The organism is Pseudomonas putida, from assembly GCF_009883635.2.
Lineage (GTDB): Bacteria > Pseudomonadota > Gammaproteobacteria > Pseudomonadales > Pseudomonadaceae > Aquipseudomonas > Aquipseudomonas putida_W.
Genome location: NZ_CP026115.2, coordinates 5921776 through 5945821 on the forward strand (window position 1 = coordinate 5921776; position 24046 = coordinate 5945821).

A 24046-nucleotide genomic window follows, 5' to 3' on the forward strand; every position below is an offset into this window, starting at 1 on the left:
TCACACGCAGATCGTGGGATCTGCGCAGGAGCCGATCATGCCCAACGCAAACGATGTTCAATGGTTCAAATCCCACTTCCAGTCCCGACTGGAAGGCGCATTGGCCGGTACGCCACTGACCGTGGACTTTCTCACTGCAATCGCCTGCCAGGAGTCTGGCGAAGTCTGGCCTACCTTGCGTCATGACCTGCCGGAAACCGACGTGCTGCGCTTGTGCGTAGGTGACACGCTGGACTCGGACAAAGGCCGCAAAGCCTTCCCCAGGGACAAGGCTGCATTGCTGGCGGCGCCGCGTGGCGAGCAGATGTTCGACCTGGCGCATGAGTCGCTGGTGGAAATGGCTCGACACGTTCAAGACTACGCCACAGTGGCGCGCCGACCCGACAAGTTCTGCCACGGCTTCGGCATCTTCCAGCGCGACCTGCAATTCTTCAAGGATGACCCTGACTATTTCCTCGACCAGCGATACGCTCAATTCGATGATGCCCTTGACCACTGCCTGAACGAACTCAAGCGCGGTCTCAAGACGCTGGGGCTGGCCGGGGCGCAGGCGCTTGATGACCAACAGTTGGCATCCGTCGGAATCGCCTACAACACAGGCGGGTTCAACCCGAAGAAAGGCCTGCGTCAGGGTTACTTCGACGGCAAACGCTACTACGGCGAGAACCTCCTCGACTTCATCCAGCTGGCCCATACCGTACCCCTGGACGGCGCCCAGCCGCAGATCGCCCCTCCGGCGCCTGGCCTGGCGCTGGTGCCACCACCGAGCACGCTGACGGCCAGCGGTGCATTCCTGCGGGTAGACACCCGCGAAAGTACCTTGCGGGTGCGCAGCGAGCCACTCATCAGCGAGCCAGCGCAAGCCAACGTCATAGGGAACCTGCCCGATGGCCACCCGGTTCGCGCGGTCACTGGCCGGGCAAAGAACGGTTTTCGCGAGATAGAAACTTCGCTGAACGGTGCCTTGCTGCACGGCTTCGTCGCGCAACGGTTCCTGGTGACGGATAAATCGACCAAAGCGGTGCCAATCACCCTCCCCGCACCGTCGATGCCCGCTACCGGCATTGTCGCCGTCGACATGCCACGCAAGCCAGGCCGGGTGACCCGGCGCATCGACCCAGCCAATGCACATTCGCTGAACGAGCCTGGCCAGCCGCAACGCAATGGCGAGAACGCGGAGGCACTGCGCAGCGAACTGGCCGCGATCATCGACTGGCTCGGCGTCGACAATGTCGCCAACAAACGCTACCAGCCCCACGACGGCCTGACCTTCTGCAACATCTATTGCCACGACTACTGCGCCCTTGCCGGTGTGTATCTGCCACGCGTGTGGTGGACATCCAGGGCGCTGCTCGACCTTTCACAAGACAAGGACGTCGCACCGCTGATTGGCGCCACGATCACCGAGATGCGGGCGAACGACCTGTTCCGCTGGTTGCGCGATTTTGGCAATGCCTTTGGCTGGCGGCAAACCGGTACGCTCAGCAAGCTGCAGCAGTTCGCCAACCAAGGCGCGGTCGCCTTGATCGTGGCGCGGCGCAAGGAAGATGGCAAATCCGGGCACATTGTCGCGGTGGTGCCTGAAGATGCCGTGCATGGCGCGCGGCGCGATGCCAGCGGTGCAGTGATTGCGCCGCTGCAGAGCCAGGCCGGGGCGCGCAACTTCGCGTATGGAACTGGAAAGGCCGAATGGTGGAACGACGAGCAGTTTGCCGAAAGTGCCTTCTGGATTCATGCGTGATCCATCACCACGTTCACTCGAACGGAGGACGGTCTCATGTCCAACATCGTGATTTGCTGCGACGGTACCTGGAATACGCCCGAACAGCTCGACAAGGGTGTTCCGGCACCCACCAATGTGGTCAGGCTGCATAACGCAGTGGCGGAATACGACGCTGCCGAAAACCATCAGGAAAAGTACTACCATCCCGGCGTCGGCACATCCGGCAAATGGTGGGACAAGGCGCTTGGCGGCGGCACCGGCTCCGGGCTGGACGACAACATCAAGAGTGCCTATCAAAAGCTGTGCTACTGCTATCAGCCGGGCATGGACATCTATCTGTTCGGCTTCAGCCGTGGCGCCTATACCGTCAGGAGCCTGAGCGGCCTGATCAATAGCTGCGGCTTGCTCAGGATCGCTGGCATCGAGGCCGCGGAAGTCTGGAAGCGTCTCGACCGCCTGATGAAATTCGGCTACCGACGCAAACTCGAAAACCGTGAAGACTGGGAAGCCTTGGGCTGGCAGTTCCATAATGCCAAAGGCGAAAGCATTCCGATCCGCTTCATAGGCGTGTGGGACACCGTCGGTGCTCTGGGCATACCTGACGACATGGCCTTGCTCAACCTGCTCGATGACCGCAATCGCTACACGTTCCACGACACCACCTTCCATAGCGCCGTCAGGACCGGCCGGCACGCCTTGGCCATGGACGAACGCCGTGCCTCCTTCCAGCCCACCCTGTGGACGAATGTGCCACCAGGTTGCGATGTGCAACAACTATGGTTCCCTGGCGTGCATTCCGACGTGGGGGGTGGCTATCGTGAAAGCGGCCTGGCTGACGGTGCTTTGCAGTGGATGGTCGAGGAGGCTGGCAAGTGCGGGCTGGTATTCAACTCCCTGACGATCCAGCAGATCCGCCCCGACTTTCACGACATGATGCATGACTCGTGCGATGGCGTGTTCAGCCTGCTACCCACGCAACCGCGGAGTATCCCGAGCCTCGACTCACAAACAGCCAGTTTTCACAAAACCGCCCTTGAGCGCCAGATCGACCCGCCCATCACTCAGCACCCCTATCGCTTGTCACGTCTTGTCGCACCCTCACCACCGCTAGTGATCGACATTGCAGCCCGCCTCCCCTGGAACGAAACGGGGCTGTGGCTGGAGGCTGGCCGCACCTACCAGTTCAGTGCATCCGGGGAGTGGCTCGACAGTTCGATCAGCTGCGGGCCCGGTGGTACCCACGACGGCAACTTTCAGCCGGCGGAAATTGCCCAGCTGCTTGGCAGTGCGCTCGGCCAGCTCGAGTCCTGGTACAGCAAGTTGTTCAAGAACGACGATGCCAACTTCAGTTTCACCAAGCGTCACGAGCAGTTCGATTGGTTCAGCCTGATTGGCGCGATCGCCAACGGCGAAGGGGTGGATGCCAAAGGCTATCTGATCAAGCCCGAGGTGTTCGAGATCGGTAAAGGGTGCACCTATACCCCCAAGCGCTCCGGGTACCTCTACGCGTATGCCAATGATGCCTGGAATTGCTATGGCAACAATCGAGGGCATGTTGCATTGCGGGTGAACTGAAAAACCATTGAGGCTGACTGTAGCGCGAAGTACAGTCAGCCCCATGGACAAATACACCCCGCGCCAGTGGCTCCCGCACGAGAAGCCCAGCCTTCCCGGCTCCCCTTCCACGCCCCTGCACACGCCGGCCAAGCGCCTCGCGTACGGCGTGGTCGGCCTGCTGGTGGCAATTACTGGCGGCCTGGGTAACGCACTGGTCACCGCCAACCTGGTGTTCCTGCAAGGCGCGCTAGGCGCGACCAGTGCCGAGATGGCCTGGCTGCCAGCGGCCTATGTGATGACCAACGTGTCGATCAACCTGTTGCTGGTCAAGTTTCGCCAGCAGTTCGGCCTGCGCGCCTTCACCGAGGTGTTCCTGGTGCTGTATGCCCTGGTCACCTTCGCCCACCTGCTGGTCAACGACCTCAACTCGGCCATTGCCGTGCGCGCCGCCCACGGCATGGTTGGCGCGGCGCTCAGTTCGCTTGGCCTGTACTACATGATCCAGGCGTTCCCCGAGCGCTGGCGACTGAAGGCCATGGTGCTGGGCCTGGGCGCCTCGCAACTGGCCCTGCCGCTGGCGCGGATCTTCTCCGAAGACCTGCTGCAGATCGCCGAATGGCGCGGCCTGTACCTGTTCGAACTGGGCCTGGCGCTGGCTGCCCTGGGCTGCGTGCTGCTGCTCAAGCTGCCCCCCGGTGACCGCTTCAAGACCTTCGAGCCTCTGGACTTCCTTACCTTCACCCTGATGGCAAGCGGCGTCGCCCTGCTCTGCGCCGCGCTGTCGCTGGGGCGCATCGACTGGTGGCTGGAGGCGCCGTGGATCGGCATCGCCCTGGCCTCGTCGATTGCCTTGATCTTCACCGGCCTGGCCATCGAGCACAACCGCCAGAACCCGCTGTTGATGACGCGCTGGCTGGGCAGCGGCGCGATCATCCGCCTGGGCCTGTGCGTCATTCTGATTCGCATGGTCACCTCGGAGCAGTCCACCGGCGCGGTGGGCTTTCTGCAGGTGCTGAACATGGGCAGCGAACAGATGCGCTCACTGTACTGGATCATGTTGCTCGGCGCCGTGGCGGGCCTGGCCAGCAGTGCGCTGACCATCGACCCCAAGCACCTGGTGATCCCGCTGTTCGTCTCGCTGCTGGCGATGGCCACCGGGGCGTTCATGGACAGCAGTTCGAGCAACCTCACGCGCCCGGCACAGATGTACCTCAGCCAGTTCCTGCTGGCCTTCGGCAGCACCTTCTTCCTAGGCCCTTCGATGGCCCTGGGCATCAGCCACGTACGCGCCAACCCGCGCAACCTGGTGAGCTTCTCGGTGCTGTTCGGCATCTGCAACAACCTCGGCGGCCTGATTGGCGCGGCGCTGCTGGGCACCTTCCAGACCTGGCGCGAGAAGTTCCATTCCAGCCACCTGATGGACCGCCTCAGCTACCTCGAACCGCTGGTCAATGCCCGCGTGCAAAGCGGCGGCGGCGGTTATGCCGGGATCCTCGCCGACCCGGCGCTGCGCAGCGAGGCCGGCATGCGCGTGCTGGCCAGCGCCGCCACCCGCGAGGCCAACGTGATGGCCTACAACGACGTGTTCGTACTGATTGGCAGCATCGCCGTGCTGACCATGATCTGGATTACCATTCGCGGCTCCTGGCTGTGGTATGTCGCCCGCCAGGCTGCTTCATCCGACTCCACCAGCGGTACTGCCAGCCGATGACCGAAGAAACCCGCACCACGACCACCACCGCCATCGCCGAAACCCCCGAAGGCAGCACGCCGCCCAGCGAACCGACCAGCCCGGTGCGCACGCGGCGAGTGCGCATTCTGTCTTCGATCAGCTTCGCCTGCGTGGCCCTGGTCGGCATCCTGATAGTGCTCTATGCCTGGAACCTGCCGCCGTTCAGCAGCACCATCGAAAGCACCGAAAACGCCCTGGTGCGCGGCCAGGTGACGATCATCGGCCCGCAGCTGAGCGGCTATATCGTCGACGTGCCGGTGCATGACTTCCAGTTCGTAAAGGCTGGCGACCTGCTGGTGCAGCTGGACGACCGCATCTACAAGCAGCGCCTGGCCCAAGCCATCGCCCAGCTGCAACAGCAGCAGGCGGCGCTGGCCAACAACCTGCAGCAGCGCAACAGCGCCGAAGCTACTATTGCCCAACGCCAGGCGGCAATTGGCGATGCCTCGGCCCAGGCCACCAAGGCCAAGGCCGACCTCAGCCGCAACCAGGCGTTGGTCAGCGATGGTTCGGTGTCGCGCAGCTCTCTGGACCTGGCCCGCGCCAGCGAGGCTGCCGCCGTCGCCAACCTGGCCCAGGCCAAGGCCGCGCTGGAAATCGCCCGCCAGGACCGCGAGACGGTGATTGTCAACCGCGCCTCGCTGGAGGCTTCGGTGGAAAATGCGAAAGCCGCCGTCGAACTGGCCCGCATCGACCTCGACAACACCCGCGTCACCGCCCCGCGCGACGGCCAGCTGGGGCAGATCGGCACGCGCCTGGGGGCCTATGTCAACTCTGGCGCCCAACTCATGGCGCTGGTGCCCGACACCCTGTGGGTGATCGCCAACATGAAGGAAACCCAGATGGCCGACGTGCGCATCGGCCAGCCGGTGACCTTCACCGTGGACGCCTTGAACCACCTCAAGCTTTACGGCCATGTGCAGCAGATTTCGCCGGCCACCGGCTCCGAGTTCGCCCTGTTGCAGGCCGACAACGCCACCGGCAACTTCGTGAAGATTGCCCAGCGCATCCCGGTGCGCATCACCGTCGACCCCGACCAGCCGGACGCCGCACGCCTGCGCCCGGGGATGTCGGTGGTGGTGGGCATCGATACCCGGGAGCCGCAAGGGCACCATTGACAGCGGCTTTGTGAACCCTGTCCAGATGCCGTACTGCCACGATTGCGCCGCTCTAGGCCGTGGGTTCTAATGCCTGCCCACCGGTTTATCTTCGCAATCCAAGGACGTTTCATCATGCTCAGGAAGATCGTACCGCTGGCGTTGCTGGCCACCCTGGCCGGCTGCTCGGACACTGAGGACGCCAACGAGGCCAATTTCCATAAGGCGGCCCAGGCCTACCTCGACACGCAGTATCCGCACTGCTTCGTGGTCAGCGACTTCCCCACCAAGACCCAGGACTTCGACGTCACCGGCACCAACAAGGCGCTGCATGCCCTGGCCCGGGTGGGCATCGTAAGCGAGCGGGAAATCTCCCGCGTCGAAGTGCCGGAGCGCCTGTGGCAGCCGGCCCGCACCGACATCTACTACGCCTACGACCTCACCGACGAGGGCCGCAAATACTACAAGGCCGATGCCCAGAAGATGCTCAACGGCCAGACCCGCGGCGGGCTGTGCTTCGGCAAGGCCGAGGTGACGGCGATCGAGCAGTTCAGCGAGCCGGGGCAGATGATGGGGCACACCGTTTCCGATGTGACCTATGCCTACAAGATCACCGGGTTGCCGGACTGGGCAGCCAATGACGAGGTCAGGGCCAATATCCGTGACCTGGGCAGTGCGGTGGCGACCCATGAAACACCCGCCCAGGAAAAGCGGGTGATGGTACTGACCAACAAGGGCTGGGTGCACGAGCGCTTGTTTGACAAATAAGGCCTACATCCACCAGGCCAGTACTACCGGCAGCCAGACGAACGACAGCAGCGTCGAGCACATCACAAGGTTGGCCACCTGCTCCGGTTGCCGGTTGGCCCTGACCGCCATCAGGTAATTGAACACCGCCACCGGCATCGCCGACTGCACCATCAGCACCGCCCGCTCCATGGTCTCCATGCCCAGGGCTGTTCCCACCGCCCACCCCACCGCCGCGCCCAGCACGATGCGCAGGCCACCGAGCACCAAGCCGCCGCCGATATGCTGCGGGCGGATGCTGGCCAGTGACACACCTAGTGTCAGTAGCATCAGCGGGATCGACATGCCGCCGAGCAGGTCGGCAGTGTTGGCCAGCCAGCGCGGCAGTTCGAAGTCGAGGAAGATGATCGGCATGGCGCCGGCCAGGCTGATGACGATCGGGTTGCGCAACAGGGCCTTGAACGAGGCCACCGTGCCGGAAATGGCCATGCCCACGGTGAATTGCACGATCGACAAGGTCAGGAAGAACGCCACGGCCAGGGCCAGGCCGTGCTCGCCGAAGGCATACAGGCTGATCGGCAGGCCCATGTTGCCGGTGTTGGGGAACATGAAAGCCGGCAGCAGCACCCGCCAGTGCTGGCCTGAAGCGCGGCACACCAGCAGCCCGGCCGCGGCCATGCCCAGCGTGCACAACAGGCACGCCAGGGCCATGCTGGTGAAGGCCGTGGCGGCCAGCTCGGTGCGGCTCAGGGTCGACAGCACGAGCGATGGCGTGCCGACCGTCATGACCATGCGGGCGATGAACTCGGTGGGGTAGTCCAGGCCTTTGCGGGCCCAGGCGAAGCCGATGCCGGCGACGATGAAGACCGGGGCGAGGACGGCGAACAGCGAAGCGAGCATGGGGCGGGCCTTCCTTGGTAAGAATGCCGATTATGCCGCAGGCCAGAGGTGTCTGGGATGTCGGATTGGGGCACAAAGCTGTCGCATCCCGCCCTGCGTCGTCGCGTCGCAGGCCTTAGCCTCTTGGGCAAATCGGTCACAACCCGTAGAATCGCGCTTCCTTTTCGCCCGTCGCCTTGAACGGTGGCAACCGGCAGCAACGACAGAGTCCAGGCCTGAACACATGACGCCCATGTGAAATAGGCTCAACCGACCCCGCCCGGCCCAGCTATTCCAGGGTCCAGCGGTTGAGTCTTGCCCAGGTCGCATCCAGCCCAGGCACATCCGTGCACTTTATTCGGCCCTCGATGGGTCCGTTTTGCGTGCGCGTTCGAAGAGGCGTTCCTAAATCGCCACTCCAACTTGAGGTATGTATGTCTCCGCGTTTGCTGGCCATGGCGCTGGCGCCCCTGCTCGGGCTGTTCATCATTGCCCTGGGCAACGGCTTCATGTCTTCCCTTACCACCCTGCGCCTGGACGCTGCCGGCGAATCGGCAACGACCATCGGTATCGTCTCGTCGACCTACTTCATCGGCCTGACCCTCGGCGCCATCTTCAACGACCGGCTGATCCTGCGTATCGGCCATATCCGCGCCTACACCAGCTTCGCCTCGCTGATCGCCGCGACCATCCTGTTGCAGGGGTTGTTCTACGACGCCACCTGGTGGTCGGTGCTGCGCCTGATCAACGGCTGGGCGGCGGTCGGCGTATTCCTGGTGATCGAAAGCTGGCTGCTGCTGGCTGGTGACGCGAAGATCCGCGGGCGCCTGCTGGCGCTGTACATGATCGCCTTCTACGGCGCGGGTGTGATCGCCCAGGCAGGCCTCGGCGTGATCACCCACCTGGGCGACAGCGCACCGTTCATGCTGGCCGGCATGCTGGCTGCGCTGTCGGTACTGCCGATCGTGATCCTGCCGCGGGTGTCGCCGCTGCTGGACCAGGTCGAGCCGCTCAAGCCACGGCAACTGCTGGGCGTGGCACCGTCGGGGCTGGTTGGCTGCTTTGGCTCCGGAGTGGTCATTGCCGGTATCTACGCCCTGCTGCCGCTGTACCTGCAGCGCATCGGCCTGGATGTCGGTGAGGTCGGCAACATGATGGCCTGGGTGATCCTCGGCGCCATGCTGCTGCAATACCCGGTGGGCCGCTGGTCCGACCGCAAGGACCGCCAGGATGTGCTGATCGCCCTGGCGGCGCTGTGCATGGTGCTGTCGCTGATCACGGTGTTCCTGCCGTCGGATTCGGCCTTGCTGCCGGCCATGCTGTTCCTGCTGGGTGGCGGCGTGTTCGCGCTGTACCCGGTGGCGGTCAGCCATGCTGCCGACCGCGCGCCGTCCGACGCGCTGGTACCGATGATCCAGGGCCTGCTGCTGATCAACTCGCTGGGCTCGGCCATGGCACCGTTGGCCATTTCGCCGGCCATGACCGAATTTGGCGAAGTGGGGCTGTTCTGGGCCTTTGCCGTGGTCAACCTGGGGATGGTGTGCTTCTTCCTCTGGCGTCGCGGCAAGCGCCCGGCAGCGGAGCACCCGGCACCGTTCACGGCATCGACCACCTTCTCACCGACCGGCGCCGAGCTGCGGGTGACCGAGGACCTGATGCATGCGGCGCAGGAGCATCCGCCGCTGGAACCGGTGCAACCCGCTGCGCCAACAGCGCAGGCAGAAGCCAAATGAATGAAGGGGCCGCCATCGCGGCCCTTTTTTTCGACCGCCCGTCGCCCATGGGGCACCCCGGCACCCTCCGCCAGCCAAACGAATGACAGATCATCCGCCCAGGAGACTTGCCATGATCCGCATTCACTCGCTGTTGCTCGCCCTCGCCATGGGGATCGCCGCCACCACCAGCTATGCCGCGACGGACACGACCAATACCGACAGCCATCCGAAAACCGACGAGCGCGGCGGCAAGACCGCCGGCGAAGGCAGCAGCGTCAACAGCCCGGGCAGCGGCCAGGACAATGACAGCAGCGACACCGGCAGCAACTCGGATGCCGCCGATGGCGCGGCCGGTGGCTCCAACAGCACCGGTGAAGCCACAGGCTCCGGCGCCGGGCACACCGGCGGCACTGCCGAAGACCAGGACAGCCGCTGACCGGCAGCTGGTCTACACTGCGGCGCAAAGCCCTGCCGAGGAATCGTCATGCACCTCAAACCCTGGCTGCTCGCCGCCCTGCTGCCCTGCACCGCCGTGGCTGCCGGTGGCGATTCTGCCGCGCTGTCGATCAGTTCGTCGTCATTCACCGATGGCGGTGTCATCGGCCTGCAGCAGGTTGGGCCGGATCCGGCCTGCGGTGCCGGTGAGGGGCGCACGCCGCAGTTGAGCTGGAAGAACCTGCCCTACGGCACGCAGTCGCTGGCCTTGGTGATGTTCGACCCTGACGGCGGCAAGGGCCTCGGCGTGGTGCACTGGCTCGCCTATGACATCGACCCGGCACTCGACGGGCTGGAGGCAGGCGCTGGCTGGCAGACCAGCCAGGCGCTGATCGTCGGGCGCAATTCGCACGGCACCATGACCTATCGCGGCCCTTGCCCGCCAGCCGGGGACAAGCCGCACCACTATGCACTGACCCTGATTGCCACCGACCTGCCGCTGGGCACCTTGCCGCAAGAGCTGGATCGCAATGGCTTGATGGAGTTGCTCAAAGACCATGCGCTGGGTGCACAGAGCCTGGTGGGCCGTTACGGGCACTGACTCAACGCCAGAACTGCGCGTCGTCGACGATCCGTTCATGGCTGGCAAACATCCCCGGCAGCTGTTCCTTGAGGTAATCGATCCAGGTCCGCACCTTGGCATCCAGGTAATGCCGCGACGGGTAGATCGCATACAGCGCGCTCTCGCGTAGCCGATAGGGCGCCAGCAAGCGCCGCAGACGCCCTTGTTCAATGGCCTGGCTGGCGGTGTAGAACGGCAGCAGGCCGATGCCCATGCCCAGCTCACTGGCCACCAGCATGGCGTCGGCGACGTTGGTCAGGAAGCTGTCACGCGGGGCGATCACGCAGTGGTCGAGCCCCTGCGGGAATACCCAATCCCCTTCGTACATCGGATACGCCATGCGCAGGCAACGGTGATCGTGCAGGTCTTCCGGCTGCTCGGGTACACCGTGGGCCTCCAGGTAGCCGGGCGCGGCGCAGGGGATGCTGAAGATGTTGCCCAGCGGCACGGCAATCAGCTGAGAATCGGGCAATGCCTCATCCACGGTGATCACCACGTCGTGCCCCTCGGCCAATGGATCGGGGTTGCGCTGGGACAGGGTCAGCTCGATCACCACTTCCGGGCAGATCGCGTTGTAGCCGGCCACCAGCGGCATCAGCAACATGCCCAGGCCATGCGGGCAATGCAGGCGCAAGCGGCCACGCGGGGTGAGGTGCGCGCCGCGGGCTTCGTCCATGGCCTCGTCGGTCAGCGCCATGATCTGCCGCGCCCGCTCAAGAAAGCGCTCGCCCGCCTCGCTCATGCGCAAACGCCGGGTGGTGCGGTGCAGCAGGCGGGTTTGCAGCTGGTTCTCCAGCTCGGCAACGATCCGCGACACCTGCGCGGCGGAAATGTCGAGGGCATTGGCAGCTGCAGCAAAGCTGCCGCACTCCACCACCCGGGCAAAGGTACGCATGGCGTGCAGCATGTCCATGGGGGCTGGGCTCCTTGATCGGTATTATTCGTACGTTCCAGGCAGGAATCTATCACGACTTAGCCCATTTATTGAGGATCACCAATGAATACATCATTGGTAAAACATTGAAAAAGGAGCCTGCCATGAAACGTTCGATAGCTTTTGTAGCCCTGTCTGCCGCCCTTGCCTCGTTCGGCGCCTTCGCCGATGCGCCGGCCAGCCAGCCGGCCACCAGCAACTATGAGTACGGCATGACGCTGGATGTGGCCAAGGTCATCTCGATCACCCCGGCCAGCAACGCCGCCGACTGCCAGGTCGGTACCGCGCACATGGTGTATGTCGACCACCAGGGCCAGAAACGCGAAGTCGACTACCGCGAAATGGGCAACTGCTCGCAGCAGTGAGTCAGGCCAGTACCGCGTTGATCCAGCCAATCTGCCGGGCGAAGTCACGCAGCTTTTCTTGCGGGATGGCATCGCGGGCACGCTCGAAGTTGGCCAGGCTCTGCTGCTTCTGGCGCAGCATGCGCTGCCACTTGGTCACGAATGCCGGGCTTTTCTCGCGCATCAACACAGGGCCGAAATACAGCTCTTCGGCACTGTAGGTCACCACCTCGCAAGGTTCGGCGACGATGATCTCGTAGTCGAAACGGTTTTCCCGCAGCAGTTCTTCGCTGACGATCCGGTAGCCGTTGTCCATCAGCCAGCCGCGCAATTCGCGCTCATCGCCATTGGGCTGCAGGATCAGGCGCTCGCTGCCGTTCAGGCGCGCCTTGCCACGCTCGAGAATCTCGCACATGGTCTTGCCACCCATGCCGCACAGGCTGATGGCGGTGATGCGGTCGTCGGCCTCGATGGCCTCCAGGCCATCGGCCAGGCGTACGGTGACGGTTTCCGTCAGGCCATTGCGGCGCACGTTGCGCTGGGCCGAGGCATAGGGCGTCTGCGCCACCTCGCCGGCCACCCCGGCTTCGATCACCCCGCGCAGCGCCAGTGCCACCGGCAGGTAGCCGTGGTCCGAGCCGATATCGGCCAGGCGTGCGCCCTGCGGCACATGCGCCGCCACACGCTCCAGGCGCATGGATAATGTCTGTTCGTTCAACTTCAGCACCTTGCTCAACAATCGGCGGCGATTCTGACCGCCGGGGCGCAGCATTTCAATGCATAAGCGCCCATCGGCTCGACCCTTGCGACAGGCTCGCGTAGGCTTGCCGCTTTCCTTCCGTTGCAAGGCGAATACCCATGGCAGATCTTATCTACACACCGGATTCCGACGCTGAGTCCATTTCCTCCGACGTCGCTGAGTACAACGGTATCCTGGTGACCACGCAGATCCCGGCCGATCTCGATGCCGACATCACCCAGCAGAGCGAGAGCACCTTGCAGGCCCTGAAGGACGCCCTGGAAAAGGCCGGCAGCGGCATGGACCGGGTGATGCACCTGACCATCTACCTGACCGACATGGCCGACCGTGCTGCCTTCAACGAGGTGTACCAGCGCTTCTTCAGCAAGCCGTGGCCGGTGCGTGCCGCCGTTGGCGTGGCTGCACTTGCTTACCCGGAAATGCGCGTCGAAGTGACTGCCATGGCCGCCAAACGCTGATTACCGTTTTACCGGCTCCGCCTGCGGGCGGGGCCTTCTTTTCGAAAGCAGGACGCTGCATGCAATTCCCCCCGTTTCGCCGCAAGGCCCTGATCGCCTTGCTTCCCGGTCTGTGCCCATTGGCCCAGGCCGAACCCGTCACCACCTTCAATCTGCTGGAACCGGTGGTGGTCACCGGCACCTACGCCCCCAACCCGAGCTTTGACCTGCCCTACTCCATCGATACCGTCGACCGCCAACAGATCGCCGATGGCCAGCTGGGCGTCAACCTGTCGGAAGCGCTCAACCGCGTGCCAGGGCTGGTTGTACAGAACCGCCAGAACTACGCCCAGGACCTGCAGATTTCCTCGCGTGGCTATGGCGCCCGCTCGGCCTTCGGCATCCGTGGCATCAAGCTGCTCAGCGACGGCATCCCGGCCAGTACCCCCGATGGCCAGGGCCAGGCGGCCTCGTTGAACCTGGACGTGGCTGACCGCATCGAAGTGCTGCGTGGCCCGGCTTCTGCCCTATACGGCAGCAATGCCGGTGGCGTGATCCAGATGTTCTCCCGCGATGGTTCGGGGCCGCCCAAGGTGGGCGCCGAAACCACCTTCGGCAGCGATGGCTTCAACAAGAACCACGTCTACAGCGAAGGCGGCAGCGAACAAGCCGGCTTCCTGGTCGATGCCTCGCGCATGGACACCGACGGCTACCGCGACCACAGCGCCGCCCGCCGCGACCAGACCTTCGCCAAGGTGCACGTCAAGCCGGACGAAGACAGCCGTCTGGCGCTGATCTTCAGCACCCTGGAGCAGAACGGTACCGAAGACCCGCTGGGCCAGACCTGGGGCGCCTACCAGCACGACCCGCGCTCGGTGGCGGCGCGCGCCGAGGAGTACGGCACGCGCAAGAGCATCCACCACCAGCAGGTGGGCATGAACTACGAGCGCTACTTCGGCGAGGCGACCCTGCAGTTCAACCTGTATGCGGGCAAACGTAGCGTCATCCAGTACCTGTCGATCCCCAAGGGCACCCCGGCGAACAACCGCGGTGGCGGCGTGGTCGACTTCGACCGCGAATTCCACGGCGGCACCCTGCGCTGGATCCAGCCGGTCAGCGCCGCCCCCGGCAACCTGACCCTGACCTTCGGTGCCGACTACGACCGCAGCCGCGACGACCGCCGTGGCTTCCAGAACTTCAGCGGCGACACCCTGGGCGTGAAAGGCGACCTGCGCCGGGATGAAAAAGACACCGCCACCAGCCTCGATCCGTATGTGCAGGCCCACTGGGAACTGGACCGCTGGACCGTGGATGCCGGCCTGCGCCACAGCAGCATGGAGATGGAGGTGGACGACCACTTCCTGGCCAACGGCGATGCCAGTGGTTCGAAGAAGTACCAGCGTACGACCCCGACCCTGTCGGTGATGTACGCCTTCACTCCCGACCTGCATGGCTACATCAGCGCCGGCCAGGGCTTCGAAACCCCGACCCAGGCCGAGATGGCCTACGCCCCCGGGGCACTGGAAGGCTTCAACTTCGGCCTGGAACCGGCCACCAGTACCCAGTACGAACTGGGCCTGAAGATGCGCCCGGATGAGCGCACGCGGATCAATGCCGCAATCTTCGAGATCCGCACCAAGGACGAGATCGTGGTCGCGGCTTCCACCGATGGCCGCACCAGCTACCGCAACGCCGGCAAGACCCTGCGCCGTGGCTTCGAGCTGAGCGTGCAGCGTGAGCTGAATGAGCAGTGGCAGGCCAACCTGGCCTATACCCTGCTCGACGCCACCTATGACGAGGCCTTCACCCAAGGCACTACGACCATCGACAAGGGCAATCAGCTGCCCGGCGTGCCGCGCAGCAGCCTGTTCGGTGAGCTGGTGTGGAAGCCGCGCGACGGCATCAGCATGGGGCTCGAAGGGCAGTACCGGAGCAAGGTGTATGTCGACGACACCAACGACCAGCATGCGGCGCCGGGTTATGCGGTGTTCAACTGGCGTACGCAGTTCCAGCAACAGGTCGGGCCGTGGACGTTCCACCAGCTGGTGCGCCTGGACAACTTGCTGGACCGGCAGTATGTGGGCTCGGTGATTGTCGGCGATGGTAATGGCCGGTACTACGAGGCGGCGCCGGGCAGGTCCTGGTATGCCGGGGCCGGGCTGGAATACCAGTTCTGACTGTTGGGGCCGTTCTGCGGCCCATTCGCGGGGCAAGCCCGCTCCTACAAACCTGCGCGGTCCCTGTAGGAGCGGCGGTGCGGCGATCCGACTTGCACCGCGAAGAGGCCGGCACAGCAGCACACCTCTCGGCACTCAAAGATGCCACCCGCCCCATTCCCCGCTACAATGCCGCCCTAAACCGTGACAGCCCGAACCTATAACGACATGTCCCTTCCAAAGAATCACCTGGAACTGCTCAGCCCTGCCCGTGACGTGGCCATCGCCCGCGAGGCGATCCTGCACGGCGCTGATGCCATCTACATCGGCGGCCCGAGCTTCGGCGCGCGCCACAACGCCTGCAACGAAGTCAGCGATATCGCCGAACTGGTCGAGTTCGCCCATCGCTACCATGCACGCGTGTTCACCACCATCAACACCATCCTCCACGACAACGAGCTGGAACCGGCGCGCAAGCTGATCCACCAGCTCTACGACGCCGGCGTCGACGCGCTGATCGTGCAGGACCTGGGGGTGATGGAGCTGGATATCCCGCCCATCGAGCTGCATGCCAGCACCCAGACCGACATCCGCACCCTGGAGCGGGCCAAGTTCCTCGACCAGGCCGGTTTCTCCCAGCTGGTACTGGCCCGCGAGCTGAACCTGCAGCAGATCCGCGCCATCGCCAGCGAAACCGACGCGGCCATCGAGTTCTTCATCCACGGTGCGCTGTGCGTGGCCTTCTCCGGCCAGTGCAACATCTCCCACGCCCAGACCGGGCGCAGCGCCAACCGCGGTGACTGCTCCCAGGCCTGCCGCCTGCCGTACACCCTGAAAGACGACCAGGGCCGCGTGGTCGCGTTCGAAAAACACCTGCTGTCGATGAAGGACAACAACCAGACCGCCAACCTGGCCGACCTGGTCGATGCTGGTGTGCGCTCGTTCAAGATCGAGGGCCGCTACAAGGACATGGGTTATGTGAAGAACATCACCGCCCACTACCGCAAGGAACTAGACGCCATCCTCGAAGGCCGCCCGGAACTGGCCCGTGCCTCCAGCGGCCGTACCGAGCACTTCTTCCTGCCGGACCCGGACAAGACCTTCCACCGCGGCAGCACCGACTACTTCGTCACCGATCGCAAGGTCGACATCGGTGCCTTCGACTCGCCAACCTTCACCGGCCTGGCCGTGGGTGTGGTGGAAAAGGTCGGCAAGCGCGACATGCAGGTGGTCACCGAGGTGCCGCTGACCAACGGCGACGGCCTCAACGTGCTAGTCAAGCGTGAGGTGGTGGGCTTCCGCGCCAACATCGCCGAGCCGCGTGGCGAGTTCGTGGAAGACGGCCAGAAGCGCTACCGCTACCGCGTCGAACCCAACGAGATGCCGGAAGGCCTGCACAAGCTGCGGCCCAACCACCCGCTGTCGCGCAACCTCGACCACAACTGGCAGCAGGCCCTGCAGCGCACTTCGTCGGAGCGCCGCGTGGGCGTGGAATGGCACGCGGTGCTACGCGAGCAGCGCCTGATGCTGACCCTCAGCAGTGAGGAAGGCGTCAGCGTGCAGGTTGCGCTGGACGGCCCGTTCGGCGCTGCCAACAAGCCACAGCAGGCACTGGACCAGCTGCACGACCTGCTCGGCCAGCTGGGCACCACGATGTACCACGCCAACAGTATCGAGCTGGATGCGCCGCAGGCGTTCTTCATCCCCAACTCGCAGCTCAAGGCCCTGCGCCGTGAAGCCATCGAGGCGCTGACCGAGGCGCGCGTGAAGGCGCACCCACGTGGCGGGCGCAAGGCCGAGACCACGCCGCCACCGGTGTATCCGGAGTCGCACCTGTCGTTCCTGGCCAACGTCTACAACCAGAAGGCCCGCGACTTCTACCATCGCCATGGCGTGCAGCTGATCGACGCGGCGTACGAAGCCCATGAGGAACACGGTGAAGTGCCGGTGATGATCACCAAGCACTGCCTGCGTTTCTCGTTCAACTTGTGCCCTAAACAGGCCAAGGGCGTGACCGGCGTGCGCACCAAGGTGGCGCCGATGCAGCTGATCCAGGGCGATGAAGTGCTGACCCTGAAGTTCGACTGCAAGCCGTGCGAAATGCATGTGATCGGCAAGATGAAGAACCACATCATCGACCTGCCGACACCGGGTAGCGCGGTGGCTCAGGTGGTGGGGCACATCAGCCCGGAAGACCTGCTCAAGACCATTCCACGCGGGCCGCACTGAGTTGTAGCCTGTAAGGGCCTCTTCGCGGGGCAAGCCCGCTCCCACAGGTAATGTACAGATGGCAAAATCTGTGCGGTCGTTGTGGGGCGGGCTTGCCCCGCGAAGAGGCCAGCACAGGAAACAAAAATGTCTCAAATGAGACGCCAGCGCTTGATCCCCTCCGCATTTGCTGCACAATGCCAAGCATGCCACCCATGCGAGGCCCTTCGATGCAACCCACGCCCCACGACGAACGCCTGCTCAAGGCCCTGGCCCACGCCATCGTGGTCCACCCCCGCGCAACCCTCAAGGAACTGGCCGAGACCGCTGGCGTCAGCAAGGCCACCCTGCACCGCTTCTGCGGCACCCGCGACAACCTGGTGGCCATGCTCGAAAGCCACGGCGAACAGGTGCTCAACCAGGTCATCAGCAATGCCGCGCTGGCCACCGCCGAACCGCTGGACGCCGTGCGCCACCTGATCGCCGAGCATCTCAAGCACCGTGAAATGCTGGTGTTCCTGATGTTCCAGTACCGGCCCGATACCTTGCTGGGCGACAACGAAGACCGCCGCTGGTTGGCCTACACCCGGGCCATGGATTCATTCTTCCTGCGCGCCCAACAGCTGGGTGTGCTGCGCATCGATATCAGCGCGGCGGTGTTTACCGAGATGTTCATCACCCAGATCTACGGCATGGTCGATGCCGAGCGGCGTGGGCGAGCGGCCAGTGCCAATTCGGCGCTGGCGCTGGAGCAGCTGTTCCTGCATGGAGCCCTGGCCCCGACTTGAATTTGGTGCTGCATTCTTCGCGGGCTTTCCCCGCGAAAGGGCCAGCAGCCCTGACACAAAAAAAGGCCCCTGGGCACAAGTCCCAAGGGCCAACACGGTTGGATCCTCCAACCAAAGGAGCCTGTGCTCAGCCGCGCGCCGGCCACCCGCCGCCCAGGGCGCGGAACAAGTCGACCAACGCCAGTTGGCGCTGGGTACTGGCCTCGATGTAGGCCGCCTCATTCACGAAATCGCTGCGCTGCGCATCCAGGTAGCGCAGGTGGCTGTCGATCCCGCCTTCATAGCGTGCCTTGGCCAGTGCCAAGGTCGCCCGGCTGGTATCGGCCAGCGCCTGCCGCGCCACTTCCTCGCGCCGCAACGTATCGGTCGCCGCCAAGGCATCGGCCACCTCGCGGAATGCCGACTGGATCGTCCCCTCATACGCCGCCACCGCCGAATCCTTGCGCGCCTCGGCCAGGCTCAGCCCGGCCTGGTTGCGCCCGGCATCGAACAGCGGCAACGACAGCTGCGGCATGAAGCTCCAGCTGCGTGAGCCGCCGTCGAACAGGCCGGACATCTGTGCGCTCGACGTGCCGAAGCTACCGGTCAGGCTGATGCGCGGGAAGAATGCGGCCCGTGCTGCACCGATGTCGGCATTGCGCGCCCGCAGCTGATGTTCGGCGGCGAGGATGTCCGGGCGTCGCTCCAGCAGCGCCGAGGGCGCGCCGGGGGTGATGTCCTGCAGCACACTCGGCGCAGCCTGGCGTTCGGCCGGTATGAGCGTGCCGGCATCCGCGCTGCCGACCAGCAACACCAGGGCGTTGTACGCCTGGCGTTGCTGGCGCAAGTTGCTTTCCAGTTCGGCGCGGGCCTGCTCGACCAGGCCCAGCGCTTCTTGGTGGTCCAGCGCGGTGGCAGCGCCTGCCGCACGGCGCTGGCCGATCAGCGCCAGGGAGTCTTCGCGGCTGGCCAGGGTCTGGCGGGTCAGCGCCAGGCGCCGCTCGGCACCGTCCAGGCTCAGGTAGGCCTGGCTGACCTCGGCGATCAGGGCGATACGTGCTGCACGACCGGCTGCCTCGGTGGCCAGGTATTGCTCCAGCGCGGCATCGCTGAGGCTCTTCACCCGGCCGAACAGATCGACTTCGTATTCCGGCAGCGACACGCCCACTTGATACGTGCTTGTCACGCCCTCCTGCCCATCATTGGACAGGCTGCCCGGCACATGCTGTCGATTGCCCGACGCCCCGGCATTCAGGCCTGGCACCCGATCGGCCCGCTGGATCCCGTATTGCGCTCGGGCCTGCTCGATATCGAGCAAGGTCTGGCGCAGCGAACGGTTGTTGTCCAGCGCCGTGCCAACCAGCTGGCGCAGGGCCGGGTCGACGATGAATGCCTGCCAGTCCAGCTGGTCCACCTGCAGGCCCGCATGCCCTGCCCCGTCTTGCCACTGCTGGGCCACTGGCGCCTCGGGGCGCTCATAGGTCGGTGCCAGAGAGCAGCCGCTGGCCAGCACGGCCAGGGCGAACGGCACCACGAGATTACGCATGACCATCAGTCACCTCGGCAGCTTGAGCGTGCGGCGCCGGCTTGCGCTTGAGCAGCGACAGCACCCAGACAAAACAGATCGGCACGAACACCACGCCCAGCAAGGTGGCACTGAGCATGCCGCCGATCACCCCGGTGCCGATGGCCCGCTGGCTGGCGGCGCCGGCGCCACTGGCAATGGCCAGGGGCACTACGCCGAGGATGAACGCCATGGATGTCATCACGATTGGCCGGAAGCGCAGGCGCGCGGCCTCGATGGCGGCGTCGCGCAGGCTGTAGCCCTTCTCCCAGAGTTCCTTGGCGAACTCGACGATGAGGATCGCGTTCTTCGCCGCCAGGCCAATGATGGTGATCAGGCCGACCTTGAAGTACACATCGTTGGGCAGGCCGGTAACCATCACCGCCAGCACCGCGCCCAAGGCACCAATGGGCACGATCAGCATCACCGTCAGCGGGATCGCCCAGCTCTCATACAGGGCCACCAGCAGCAGGAACACCACCAGGATGGCCAGGGCGAACAGGCTGGTGGCCTGGCCGCTGGAGACCTTTTCCTGGTACGACAAGCCGGTCCAGGCATAGTCGATACCCGGTGGCAGCTCGCTGACCAGGCGCTCCATCTCGGCCATGGCCTGGCCGGTGCTGTACCCCGGCGCGGCGTCGCCGGCGATGCGGATCGACGGGTAGCCGTTGTAGCGCACGATCTGCACCGGCCCTTCTTCCCAGCGGGTGGTGACGAAACTGCTGAACGGCACCTGCTGGCCCTCGGCATTCGGTGCGTACAGCCGCAGCACGCTTTCCGGCGTCATCCGCTCACCCTGTTCGGCCTGCACCACCACGCGCTGCTGGCGGCCGGCGTTGGTGAAGTCGTTGATCACTGCCGAACCGAAGGCAGTGGCCAGGGTGTTGTTGATGGTCTCAACGCTCACACCCAGTGCGCGGGCCTTCTCGCGGTCGATGGCGACCCGCAGTTGCGGCGCCTCGGCCAGGCCTTCCATCATCGCGTAGAGGATCACCGGGTTGCCATTGGCTTCGCCCAGCAACTGGTCACGCGCCGCCAGCAGGGCTTCGCGGCCCAGGCCACCGCGGTCGAGCAGGCGCAAGGCAAAGCCGCCGGAATTGCCCAGGCCATCGATGGGCGGCGGGTTGACCGCCATGATCGCACCATCGCCATAGCCCGCGAACTGGGTGTTGATGGCGACGGTTTCGGCGTCCACTGACTGCTCCTTGCTGCGCACCGACCAGTCCTTGTAGGTGGGGAACGCCAGTGCGGCGTTCTCGCCCATGCCCGAGAAGCTGAAGCCGCTGACCATGAATGCCGAGGCCAGCGCCTCACGCGACATCAGGAACTGCTCCAGCGCCTGGCCGGTGGCATCGGTGCGCACGCGGCTGGCACCGGGTGGCAGCTGCACGTCGACGATGGCATAGCCCTGGTCTTCCACCGGCACGAACGACTCCGGCAGACGCAGGTAGAAGTAGCCGAGCATCGCCAGGATGCCGGCGTACACCAGCATGTAGCGCCCGGCACGTTTGACCAGCGCGCTGTTCATGCCCGAGTAGCGCTCGGTCAGGCGAGCGAAGCCACGGTTGAAGGCGCCGAAGAAGCCGCGTTTCTCGTGGTGCCCAGGGGCCACCGGCTTGAGCAGCGTGGCGCACAGGGCCGGGGTGAAGGTCAGCGCCAGGAAGCCGGAGAACAGGATGGACACGGCCAGCGACAGCGAGAACTGCTGGTAGATCACCCCCACCGAGCCTGCCATGAACGCCAGCGGCAGGAACACCGCCGAGAGCACCAGGGTAATGCCGATGATCGCCCCCGACACCTGGCCCATGGCCTTGATCGTCGCCTGGCCCGGCGACAGCCCCTCCTCGGCCATGATCCGCTCTACGTTCTCCACCACCACGATGGCGTCATCGACCAGGATGCCGATGGCCAGCACCATGCCGAACATGGTCATCATGTTCACCGAGAAGCCCAGCAGCTTCATCACCATCAACGTGCCCAGCAGGCACACCGGTACCACGATCGACGGGATCAGGGTGTAGCGGATGTTCTGCAGGAACAGGAACATCACCAGGAACACCAGGACCATGGCCTCGATCAACGTATGGATGACCTTCTCGATGGCCACGTCGACAAAGCGCGAAGTGTCGTATGGCACCGAATACTCGACGCCTTCGGGGAAGAACTCGCTCAGCTCGGCCAGGCGTTCCTTGACCAGCTCGGCGGTTTTCAGCGCATTGGCGCCGGGCGCCAGCTGCACCGCGCCGGCCACCGCCGGCTTGCCGTCCAGGCGCGAGGAGAAGTTGTAGCTCTCCAGGCCAATTTCCAGGCGCGCGACATCGGCCAGGCGCACCAGCGAGCCATCGGGGTTGGCACGCAGCACCACGCGGCCAAAGGCCTCTGGGTCGTCCAGGGTGCCCTGCACCGCCAAGGTGGCGGTCAGTTCCTGCTCGCTGCTGCCCGGCGCGCTGCCGAAGCTGCCAGCCGGTACCTGCACGTTCTGCCCGCGGATGGCGTTGCTCACGTCATCGATCGACAGGCCAAAGCCGACCAGCTTCTGTGGGTCGACCCACACCCGCATGGCCGCTTCCGAAGAGAAGAACTGCAGCTTGCCGACACCGGGCACCCGGCGCAGCTCGTTGTTGATGTTGCGCGCGGCATAGTCGCCCAGGGCGGTGGTGTCGGCCTTGCCGGCGCCATCCTTGTAGTTCAGGGCGTAGATCAGCAAGAAGCCCGCGCTGGTCTGCTCGACCTGGATGCCCTGAGTGGTCACCGCCTGTGGCATGCGTGCCTCGGCCTTTTTCAGGCGGTTCTGCACGTCCACCTGGGCCAGTTCCGGGTCGGTGCCCGGCTCGAAGGTGACCACCACCTCGGCCATGCCGTTGGAGTTGTTGGTGGACTCGAAATACAGCAGGTTCTTGGCGCCGTTGAGCGACTCCTCGATGATGCTGGTCACCGACTCCACCAGCACCTTGGCCGAGGCGCCCGGGTAGGTGGCGGTGATGGTGATCTGCGGTGGTGCCACGTTGGGGTACTGGGCAACCGGCAACAGCGGCATCACCAATAACCCGCCCAGGGAAATGAACAGTGCCATGACCCAGGCAAAGTTCGGCCGCTTGATGAAGAACTTGGACATCTCGCTACCCTCGCCTTAACGCGCCGCGGCCTGTTGTGCCGGGGACGGCGCCACCGGCATGCCGGCCGCCAGGCCCGCCGGGCTGCCGACGATCACCTGGTCGCCCGGGTGCAAGCCTTCGGTGACCTGCCAGCGGGCGCCTTGCATGGCACCGGTATGCACACTGCGGACTTCGGCGATGCCGCCTTTGCCGACCAGCATCACCCGTGCCTCGCCGTCGCTGCCGCGCTGGATGGCGCGCTGCGGCACCAGGATCGCCTGGTTGTCGGTGCCCTGAGGTGCCAGCACACGCACGTACATGCCCGGCAGCAGGATGCCGTCGGCGTTGTCGAAGCGCCCGCGCAGGGTCACCTGGCCGGTACCACGGTCGACCGCAACGTCAGTGAACATCAGCGTGCCCTGGCGTTGGTAATCGGTGCCTTCCACGCGAGCGGTCAGGGCCGGGTTTTCACCTGCCGCCAGCGCACCGTCCTTGAGCGCCTGGCGCAGGCGCAGGGCGTCGGCAGCGGACTGGGTGAAATCGACGTAGATCGGGTCGAGTTGCTGGATGCGCGCCATCAGCGTGGCGTCGCCCTGCCCGACCAAGGCGCCTTCGGTGATCAGGGCACGGCCGATGCGGCCGGAGATCGGTGCCTTGACCGTGGCGTATCCGAGGTTCAACTGCGCCGTCTCGACATCGGCCTGGGCCGAACGCACGGCCGCCTGGCCGCTGCGCAGGTCGGCGCTGGCGCTGTCGAAGTCTTGCTGGCTGACCGCTTCGATCTTCACCAGCGGCTGGTAGCGGCGCACCCGGGCCTGGGCCTCGAGCATCACCGAATGGGCCCGCGCCAGTTCGGCTTCGGCACGTGACAGCGCGGCCTTGAATGGCGCTGGATCGATCTGGAACAGCACGTCACCGGCCTTGACGTCGGCGCCCTCTTCGAAGCGTTTGTGCAGGACGATGCCGGCCACCCGGGCGCGGACTTCCGCCACGCGCATGGGCTCGACCCGGCCAGGCAGGGTCGAGGCCAGTGCCAGGGGCTCGGCGGCGACCGTGACGGTCTGGACGGGAACGGTGGTGTTGGCGGCGGACGGTGGCGTTTCCTGCTCGCCGCAGCCGGCTAAAGCGACGGCAGCGGCCAGGCAGCTGGCCATTCCTAATGCACGCAAGTGGCTCATGATTCACCCGAGCTATAGATAAAAACGGCCCGAATGATATTTCTGGAGGCTTAATGAGTCAATTTTGTCTCATTTGAAACTTTGTGAACATTTGTG

The 24046-nt window shown here is 64.8% G+C and carries 19 protein-coding genes; 13 read left to right on the forward strand and 6 right to left on the reverse strand.

All coding sequences use genetic code 11. The features are described from left to right. Positions 1-37 precede the first annotated feature (37 nt). The 5 genes from C2H86_RS26915 to C2H86_RS26935 all read left to right on the forward strand — a co-directional run bounded on the left by C2H86_RS26915 (position 38) and on the right by C2H86_RS26935 (position 6877). On the forward strand, positions 38-1741 hold the full coding sequence (locus C2H86_RS26915) for a hypothetical protein (protein WP_159410674.1): 1704 nt from the start codon (positions 38-40) through the stop codon (positions 1739-1741). Between the two features lie 36 nt (positions 1742-1777). Further along, positions 1778-3298: a DUF2235 domain-containing protein gene (locus tag C2H86_RS26920; protein WP_159410675.1), complete on the forward strand. Its 1521-nt coding sequence runs from the start codon at positions 1778-1780 to the stop codon at positions 3296-3298. A gap of 43 nt (positions 3299-3341) precedes the next feature. Then, positions 3342-4991: an MFS transporter gene (locus C2H86_RS26925; RefSeq protein WP_159410676.1), complete on the forward strand. Its 1650-nt coding sequence runs from the start codon at positions 3342-3344 to the stop codon at positions 4989-4991. Continuing rightward, positions 4988-6130, forward strand: coding sequence for an HlyD family secretion protein (locus tag C2H86_RS26930; RefSeq protein ID WP_159410677.1), 1143 nt, complete (start codon positions 4988-4990; stop codon positions 6128-6130). Before C2H86_RS26925 ends, C2H86_RS26930 begins: the two co-directional genes overlap by 4 nt. A 114-nt stretch (positions 6131-6244) precedes the next feature. Beyond that, positions 6245-6877, forward strand: coding sequence for a hypothetical protein (locus C2H86_RS26935; protein ID WP_159410678.1), 633 nt, complete (start codon positions 6245-6247; stop codon positions 6875-6877). Between the two features lie 3 nt (positions 6878-6880). Here the strand turns inward: C2H86_RS26935 and C2H86_RS26940 are convergent, their stop codons facing one another. Beyond that, the gene (locus C2H86_RS26940) at positions 6881-7756 is read right to left on the reverse strand and encodes an AEC family transporter (RefSeq protein WP_159410679.1); all 876 of its coding nucleotides are present in this window, start codon (positions 7754-7756) and stop codon (positions 6881-6883) included. Between the two features lie 413 nt (positions 7757-8169). On the opposite strand from C2H86_RS26940, the gene C2H86_RS26945 reads away from it, so the two are divergent. The 3 genes from C2H86_RS26945 (at position 8170) to C2H86_RS26955 (ending at position 10486) form a co-directional block, all read left to right on the forward strand. Continuing rightward, positions 8170-9468 (forward strand): MFS transporter, encoded by a 1299-nt coding sequence (locus tag C2H86_RS26945; RefSeq protein ID WP_159410680.1) that lies wholly within the window; start codon positions 8170-8172, stop codon positions 9466-9468. Between the two features lie 112 nt (positions 9469-9580). Then, complete coding sequence (locus C2H86_RS26950; RefSeq protein ID WP_159410681.1) at positions 9581-9886, forward strand: hypothetical protein; 306 nt, start codon at positions 9581-9583, stop codon at positions 9884-9886. A 48-nt stretch (positions 9887-9934) separates the two neighbouring features. Then, entirely contained in the window at positions 9935-10486 is a 552-nt protein-coding gene (locus C2H86_RS26955; protein WP_159410682.1) for a YbhB/YbcL family Raf kinase inhibitor-like protein, read from the forward strand. Between the two features lies 1 nt (position 10487). On the opposite strand, the gene C2H86_RS26960 is transcribed toward C2H86_RS26955, so the two are convergent. Further along, positions 10488-11420 (reverse strand): LysR family transcriptional regulator, encoded by a 933-nt coding sequence (locus C2H86_RS26960; RefSeq protein ID WP_159410683.1) that lies wholly within the window; start codon positions 11418-11420, stop codon positions 10488-10490. Between the two features lie 125 nt (positions 11421-11545). Between C2H86_RS26960 and C2H86_RS26965 the strand changes: the two genes are divergently transcribed. Beyond that, positions 11546-11806, forward strand: a complete 261-nt coding sequence (locus C2H86_RS26965) for a DUF2790 domain-containing protein (RefSeq protein ID WP_159410684.1) — start codon at positions 11546-11548, stop codon at positions 11804-11806. 1 nt (position 11807) lies between these two features. Here C2H86_RS26965 and C2H86_RS26970 read toward each other — a convergent pair whose 3' ends face one another. Next, the gene (locus C2H86_RS26970; protein WP_159410685.1) at positions 11808-12503 is read right to left on the reverse strand and encodes a tRNA (adenine(22)-N(1))-methyltransferase; all 696 of its coding nucleotides are present in this window, start codon (positions 12501-12503) and stop codon (positions 11808-11810) included. A gap of 134 nt (positions 12504-12637) precedes the next feature. On the opposite strand from C2H86_RS26970, the gene C2H86_RS26975 reads away from it, so the two are divergent. The 4 genes from C2H86_RS26975 to C2H86_RS26990 all read left to right on the forward strand — a co-directional run bounded on the left by C2H86_RS26975 (position 12638) and on the right by C2H86_RS26990 (position 18134). Further along, entirely contained in the window at positions 12638-13003 is a 366-nt protein-coding gene (locus C2H86_RS26975; RefSeq protein WP_110638586.1) for a RidA family protein, read from the forward strand. Positions 13004-13062: 59 nt separating this feature from the next. Beyond that, positions 13063-15159 carry a TonB-dependent receptor family protein gene (locus C2H86_RS26980; RefSeq protein WP_159410686.1) on the forward strand — a complete coding sequence of 699 codons (2097 nt, stop codon included), beginning with the start codon at positions 13063-13065 and terminating at the stop codon, positions 15157-15159. A gap of 207 nt (positions 15160-15366) precedes the next feature. After that, complete coding sequence (locus tag C2H86_RS26985) at positions 15367-17367, forward strand: peptidase U32 family protein (protein WP_159410687.1); 2001 nt, start codon at positions 15367-15369, stop codon at positions 17365-17367. 209 nt (positions 17368-17576) lie between these two features. Beyond that, the gene (locus C2H86_RS26990) at positions 17577-18134 is read left to right on the forward strand and encodes a TetR/AcrR family transcriptional regulator (protein ID WP_159413012.1); all 558 of its coding nucleotides are present in this window, start codon (positions 17577-17579) and stop codon (positions 18132-18134) included. Between the two features lie 127 nt (positions 18135-18261). On the opposite strand, the gene C2H86_RS26995 is transcribed toward C2H86_RS26990, so the two are convergent. Genes C2H86_RS26995 through C2H86_RS27005 form a run of 3 tightly spaced genes read right to left on the reverse strand, consistent with a single transcriptional unit; the run spans position 18262 to position 23950 of the window. Then, complete coding sequence (locus C2H86_RS26995; RefSeq protein WP_159410688.1) at positions 18262-19665, reverse strand: efflux transporter outer membrane subunit; 1404 nt, start codon at positions 19663-19665, stop codon at positions 18262-18264. Then, the gene (locus tag C2H86_RS27000; protein WP_159410689.1) at positions 19652-22792 is read right to left on the reverse strand and encodes an efflux RND transporter permease subunit; all 3141 of its coding nucleotides are present in this window, start codon (positions 22790-22792) and stop codon (positions 19652-19654) included. Before C2H86_RS27000 ends, C2H86_RS26995 begins: the two co-directional genes overlap by 14 nt. Positions 22793-22807: 15 nt before the next feature. Beyond that, on the reverse strand, positions 22808-23950 hold the full coding sequence (locus C2H86_RS27005) for a MexC family multidrug efflux RND transporter periplasmic adaptor subunit (RefSeq protein WP_159410690.1): 1143 nt from the start codon (positions 23948-23950) through the stop codon (positions 22808-22810). Positions 23951-24046 lie beyond the last annotated feature (96 nt).

Bases quoted from the DNA above. Each gene is read 5' to 3' on its own strand.
- C2H86_RS26915 (WP_159410674.1), top strand. From the start codon at position 38: ATGCCCAACGCAAACGATGTTCAATGGTTCAAATCCCACTTCCAGTCC.
- C2H86_RS26965 (WP_159410684.1), top strand. From the start codon at position 11,546: ATGAAACGTTCGATAGCTTTTGTAGCCCTGTCTGCCGCCCTTGCCTCG.
- C2H86_RS27005 (WP_159410690.1), bottom strand. From the start codon at position 23,950: ATGAGCCACTTGCGTGCATTAGGAATGGCCAGCTGCCTGGCCGCTGCC.
- C2H86_RS26945 (WP_159410680.1), top strand. From the start codon at position 8,170: ATGTCTCCGCGTTTGCTGGCCATGGCGCTGGCGCCCCTGCTCGGGCTG.
- C2H86_RS26955 (WP_159410682.1), top strand. From the start codon at position 9,935: ATGCACCTCAAACCCTGGCTGCTCGCCGCCCTGCTGCCCTGCACCGCC.
- C2H86_RS26980 (WP_159410686.1), top strand. From the start codon at position 13,063: ATGCAATTCCCCCCGTTTCGCCGCAAGGCCCTGATCGCCTTGCTTCCC.
- C2H86_RS26930 (WP_159410677.1), top strand. From the start codon at position 4,988: ATGACCGAAGAAACCCGCACCACGACCACCACCGCCATCGCCGAAACC.
- C2H86_RS26920 (WP_159410675.1), top strand. From the start codon at position 1,778: ATGTCCAACATCGTGATTTGCTGCGACGGTACCTGGAATACGCCCGAA.
- C2H86_RS26990 (WP_159413012.1), top strand. From the start codon at position 17,577: ATGCAACCCACGCCCCACGACGAACGCCTGCTCAAGGCCCTGGCCCAC.
- C2H86_RS26925 (WP_159410676.1), top strand. From the start codon at position 3,342: ATGGACAAATACACCCCGCGCCAGTGGCTCCCGCACGAGAAGCCCAGC.
- C2H86_RS26985 (WP_159410687.1), top strand. From the start codon at position 15,367: ATGTCCCTTCCAAAGAATCACCTGGAACTGCTCAGCCCTGCCCGTGAC.
- C2H86_RS26960 (WP_159410683.1), bottom strand. From the start codon at position 11,420: ATGGACATGCTGCACGCCATGCGTACCTTTGCCCGGGTGGTGGAGTGC.
- C2H86_RS26995 (WP_159410688.1), bottom strand. From the start codon at position 19,665: ATGGTCATGCGTAATCTCGTGGTGCCGTTCGCCCTGGCCGTGCTGGCC.
- C2H86_RS26935 (WP_159410678.1), top strand. From the start codon at position 6,245: ATGCTCAGGAAGATCGTACCGCTGGCGTTGCTGGCCACCCTGGCCGGC.
- C2H86_RS27000 (WP_159410689.1), bottom strand. From the start codon at position 22,792: ATGTCCAAGTTCTTCATCAAGCGGCCGAACTTTGCCTGGGTCATGGCA.
- C2H86_RS26950 (WP_159410681.1), top strand. From the start codon at position 9,581: ATGATCCGCATTCACTCGCTGTTGCTCGCCCTCGCCATGGGGATCGCC.
- C2H86_RS26940 (WP_159410679.1), bottom strand. From the start codon at position 7,756: ATGCTCGCTTCGCTGTTCGCCGTCCTCGCCCCGGTCTTCATCGTCGCC.